Annotated in this window: 6 protein-coding genes; all 6 read left to right on the top strand. The window is 42.5% G+C overall.

Annotated elements, in window-relative coordinates:
* A partial coding sequence (locus QZ735_RS03850; protein WP_294244406.1) for a BamA/TamA family outer membrane protein occupies positions 1-324 on the top strand: 324 nt, incomplete at its 5' end.
* Positions 325-332: 8 nt separating this feature from the next.
* Positions 333-878, top strand: coding sequence for an OmpH family outer membrane protein (locus QZ735_RS03855; protein ID WP_294244408.1), 546 nt, complete (start codon positions 333-335; stop codon positions 876-878).
* Positions 879-940: 62 nt separating this feature from the next.
* Positions 941-1,444 (top strand): OmpH family outer membrane protein, encoded by a 504-nt coding sequence (locus tag QZ735_RS03860; RefSeq protein WP_294244411.1) that lies wholly within the window; start codon positions 941-943, stop codon positions 1,442-1,444.
* A gap of 75 nt (positions 1,445-1,519) precedes the next feature.
* The gene (locus QZ735_RS03865) at positions 1,520-2,005 is read left to right on the top strand and encodes a thioesterase family protein (protein ID WP_294244413.1); all 486 of its coding nucleotides are present in this window, start codon (positions 1,520-1,522) and stop codon (positions 2,003-2,005) included.
* On the top strand, positions 2,005-2,868 hold the full coding sequence (gene rfbD / locus QZ735_RS03870; protein WP_294244415.1) for a dTDP-4-dehydrorhamnose reductase: 864 nt from the start codon (positions 2,005-2,007) through the stop codon (positions 2,866-2,868). Before QZ735_RS03865 ends, rfbD begins: the two co-directional genes overlap by 1 nt.
* Positions 2,869-2,875: 7 nt before the next feature.
* Positions 2,876-3,556 carry a hypothetical protein gene (locus QZ735_RS03875; protein ID WP_294244417.1) on the top strand — a complete coding sequence of 227 codons (681 nt, stop codon included), beginning with the start codon at positions 2,876-2,878 and terminating at the stop codon, positions 3,554-3,556.
* Positions 3,557-5,336 lie beyond the last annotated feature (1,780 nt).

Raw genomic sequence — 5,336 nt, forward strand, 5'->3', positions numbered from 1 at the left:
TACGGAGGAACTTCTGAAGATATTACCCCGCTTGGAGGAGGTACTATTTACAACAGATTTACGTTAGAATTAAGATACCCGATTTCACTGAACCAGACTGCAAAAATTTATGCCCTTACCTTTGCAGAAGGAGGGAATGTCTGGAATTCATGGGGAAATTACAACCCGTTCCAGCTGAAAAGATCGGTTGGGGTCGGCGTAAGAGTATACATGGGAGCATTCGGATTGATCGGATTTGATTTTGCTTACGGATTTGATAAGCCTATCGGAGCAACAGAACCTTCAGGATGGAAAACACACTTCCTGATGAACCAATCATTATAATTCATTCTATGAAAAACCTGAAAATTGTTTTCACATTCATTGTCCTGTTTTCTTTTGGGATCATCAGTGCCCAGAAAGTAGGCGTTGTAGATACCGAGTATATACTGAATAAAATGCCTCAGTATAAAGAAGCGGAAGCAAGGCTGAACGCACAGATTGACACCTGGCAGTCTGAGCTGCAGAATCTGCAGTCTGAATATGAACGCAAGCGGTCAGCTTTCGAAAGCGAAAAAGTCCTTCTTATCGGGGACCAGCTGAAGCTGAGGGAAAAAGAAGTGATGGATCTTGAGAAAAATATCAAAACCACCACCAGCTTACGTTTTGGAGCTACCGGGGAGATCAAAAAGCTCAGGACCAATCTGGTACAGCCTTTTCAGGACCAGATCTGGGGAGCTATCAAGACCATGGCTGAAAAAAACGGTCTCGCAATGGTACTGGATAAAACCAGTAACAATGTGATTTTTCTTCAGAAAAGATCAGATTATTCAGACAAAGTACTGGATATCCTTTTAAAGGATACCGACAAAAAAGAAAAAACAAAAACTAAGAAATAAAAGTTTAACTTTTATTACATTTACAGATCTAAAAAACAAATTAAATTATTTATTTACCCATTATGAAAAAATTAAGTGTATTATTTGCAGCGGTAATGATGGTTGTATCGGTAGGTATGGCAAAAGCTCAAAAAATTGCTACTTTAGACGTTATAGGTGTTCTCAACGCAATGCCTGAAAAGAAAAAAGCCGATACTGATCTTAAAGCATTCTTAGATACCAAGCAGGCTGAAATCAAGAAAAAAGCGGATGCCGGACAGGCAAAACTAAAGCAGTATACGGAAGAAGCGCCTAAGAAAACAGCTGACGAAAATAAAGCAAGAGAAGGAGAACTAGCCAAAATGCAGGAAGAAATCCAGCAGATGAACGATAAGGCACAGAAAGATTTCGTGGCTAAGCAGGATGCTGCTTATGAGCCGATCGAGAAAAAACTGAACGATGCCGTATCCAAAGTGGCTAAAGCAAGCGGTTATGATTATATCATGGATGCCAATTCTTCAGCTTTCGTATTCAAAGGAGGCCCTGATGCTACAGCTGCAGTGAAAAAAGAACTGGGTGTTCAGTAATTTTCAGAAATTAACAAACATTTATAAAATAACCACCTCTCATCGGGGTGGTTTTTTTATTTTTGCAGAATGGAAATGGAAAAAGAAGTATCAACTACGGTAAAGGTACGGTTCAGCGATTGTGATCCGATCGGACATTTGAATAATGTGAAATACCTGGACTATATGTTCAATGCCCGGGAAGATCATGTGGAAACATTCTACGGTTTTACTTATGAAGAATACACCAAGCTCACCGGATGCACATGGATTGCGATTCAGAATGAAATCGCTTATCTGAAGGAAGTACGCTACAATACTTCAGTGGTCATCAGCAGCAAAACCATCGAAGTGCAGGACAGAACCGCTAAAGTGGAAATCCTCATGAAAAGCCTCGATGAAAAAACAGTGCATGCCGTATTATGGGTAACGGTGATCTATTTTAACATCAAGACCAGAAAATCCGAAGTACACCCTGAAGATATCAAGGAGACATTCCATAAGTTTTATGTAGACCTGGAACAGAAAGATTTTCAGGCAAGAGTTAAATTTTTAAGATCTCAGAACGCAAAAAATTCATAATGAAAAAAATATTGGTTATCGGAGGAAACGGACAGTTGGGTAACTGCATCAGGAAAATCGCTCCGGATTTTGAGCTGGACTACGAATTCGTCTTTACGGATTCGCAAATGCTGGATATTACGAAACAGGATCAGGTAGACAGCTTCTTCCGGGAACACAAGCCGGACTTCTGTATCAATGCATCAGCCTATACGGCTGTGGACCTGGCGGAAACTGAAAAAGACAAGGCTTATGCTGTAAACGCAGGAGGAGTAGACCATCTGGCGCAGGCCTGTAAGGAATACCAGACCATATTGATCCATGTCTCCACAGATTATGTATTTGACGGGGAGACCAACCTGGATTATTCGGAAGATGACTTTACTAATCCGGTCGGGGTCTACGGAAGTTCCAAACGGAAAGGTGAAGAACTGGCCATGGAAAGCAATCCGGAGACCGTTATTATCAGGACCTCCTGGCTCTATTCGGAATTCAATAAGAATTTTGTTAAAACCATGCTTCATCTTTTTCCGCAGAAAGACCAGCTCGGCATCGTGGCCGATCAGTTCGGGCAGCCTACCAATGCCAATGATCTTGCGGAGGCTATCATGAAAATCATTGAAGCAAAAGAAAAGACATTCGGGATCTTCCATTTTTCCAATTATCCCGAAACCACCTGGTTTGAGTTTGCCAAAAAAATTGCTGAATTCTCAAAATCAGAAATACAGCTGAATCCGCTGACCACCGAACAATATCCGACGCCGGCGAAAAGGCCTAAGAGAAGTACCATGTGCCTGGATAAAATTGAAGAGACCTATCACATCGAGCCTAAACACTGGGAGAACAGTCTGGAAGAATGTATTCAAATTTTGACTAAACCGTAAAATGACCGTGAAAAACCCATTATTACTGATCTTCATTGTCATGGCCGGGCTATGCACTGCCCAGGAGGTACATCTTTCCAAAGTTGAAAAAGTACATGATAATACCGACCGGTTTTTATACAGAATAGATGAAACCAGGAATGCAGAATACCTGGGGGAGGTCGAAATAAAAGGTTTCTCTGCAGATGATGCCGCAGTGTTTTCAGAAGCTTATAAAAAGGCAAAAGAAATCGGAGCCAATGCATGGGCGTGGAAACCTTTTGAAAAAATAGACGGTTCGATCCAGGATCTGGATCCCGCCCACTACAGGCTGGCATTGTACTACCTGCCGAAAAACGGATTTTCCGGACAAAGCGGATCAATCTACCTCTTTGCCTCTTCAGAAAATAATCAGAAAATCAGGGTAAATGGGAAAGACTATACGGTTTCACCAAGATCTTATCTGCAGCTTAAAACAGATCCGGGAGAAGTTTATACCATTTCTACCCGCAAGCTGTTGGGATCCACCATAAAAATCCAACCCAAGCAGAACGGATCAAACCAGTATTTCCAGATCTCATCGGCCAGAATAAAGTCGGACGATACCGGAGCAGGCGGCCTGAATCTCAAAAGCGGCGATATCATCGGACTTGAAAAATCCTATGCTGAATTTCTGAGCATCATTTATCATCAACAAAAAGCAGAGTAGATACTTTGCTTTTTTTATGCAATTTCATCTCATCTCATCTCATCTCATTTTTGATAAGCCGATCGAGGAATGCAGGAAATTCGATCATGAGCTTTCATGCATAATGGCTGCACTTGTCTCCGGTTGCTGCGGTTCATTTATTTTTTTCCGGGAGCTACTTCACGCTATCCACTCATACTCCTCGCGCCGATCCTGTCCCAATCCTCCCTCACCAAATCCTTACCCGCTCCAACCCTCCAGCCCCGCTGTGGGGTATCCGTTTCTATCGTGGCTAGGGCAGGGGAGGGAAGTACGGGCCTTTGTCTCAGCTTTACCCGGAATATCCTGGCCGTCATTTTTTGTAAACCACTATAAAATTCACCACACTTTATCTGCCTTTGAAAGAAATCGGTTTCGTATCAGTTATAAAAGATACGTAATGACCATAATTAAGATAAACATAAAAGAACCGGTCTTTAATTTCATCGATGTACGGACATTAAGCATCCATATCATTTTTCAAGACAGAATATACATATATATACTATATGATATCACCATTAAATTCCTTACCGCCATCTTGCATTAGATACGTCCTGATCCGCTCATCCTTTAAATACAACAGCGGTCTCCAGTCAAACCTTCAAGGTTTCCAAAACCTTGAAGGTTTATGAACCGTTCACCGGCTGCTTATCCATACCGCCGATCGCACCTTATCTATTACATCTGATTTTCGCTTTACGCCCTGAAGCTTTAAAACCATATACCGGCTGTCGATCCATTACATCCGCCGCATCCCATCAGCTATCTTCCTTTTTCAGACCTTCTTTTGCTTTACCTGTTCAAATCTTGAGGGTTTTAAAAACCCTCAAGGTTTAGTAACCACCGACCGGCTGCTTATCCATACCGCCGATCGCAATTTATTTATTACATCTGATTTTACTTTACGTCCTGAAGGTTTAGAACCATCTACCGGGTGCTCATCCATACAGCCCGCCGCATCCCGTATCATTCATCTTCTTTTCCACCATCAGCCCTAAAGGGGCTGAATACCCATAGCCCCGGGCGGAGCCCGGGATTGAAAGGGCCAATCGCTCCATCAACCCTGAAGGGGTTGAACACTCCCGCCGCCTGCCATCCGTACGAATCCTTTGTAACGGCACCTGCCCACTAAATCATATGGTAACAAACAAACAAACAAACAAACAAACAAACAAACAAACAAACAAACAAACGAGACAAAACAAAACAAGTCCTATTTCAGACCTTCTGCTATTTTACCTGTTCAAACCTTCAAGGTTTCCAAAAGCTTGAAGGTTTAGTAACATCGACAGGCTCTTATCCATGCCGCCTGCCGCATCCCGTACCATTCATTTTCTTTTCCATCACCAGCCCTGAAGGGGCTGAATACCCATAGCCCCGGGCGGAGCCCGGGGTTGAAAGGATCATCATTCCATCAACCCCGGAGGGGTTGAACATTCCCGGCGCCTGCCATCCGTACGAATCCTTTGTAACGGCACCTGCCCACTAAATCATATGGTAACAAACAAACAAACAAACAAACAAACAAACAAATAAACAAACGAGACAAAACAAAACAAGTCCTATTTCAGACCTTCTGCTGTTTTAACCCGCTCAAACCTTTAAGGTTTTCAAAACCCTGAAGGTTTAGAAACCGTTCACCAGCTGTCTCTCCATATTGCCGCACCATCATTCATCACTCATCACCCATTACCCATTACCCATCATCCATCATCCATCATTCATCATTCATCATTCATCATTCATCATTCATCATTCA

Source organism: uncultured Chryseobacterium sp., assembly GCF_913776365.1.
In the GTDB taxonomy this organism is placed as follows: Bacteria; Bacteroidota; Bacteroidia; order Flavobacteriales; family Weeksellaceae; genus Chryseobacterium.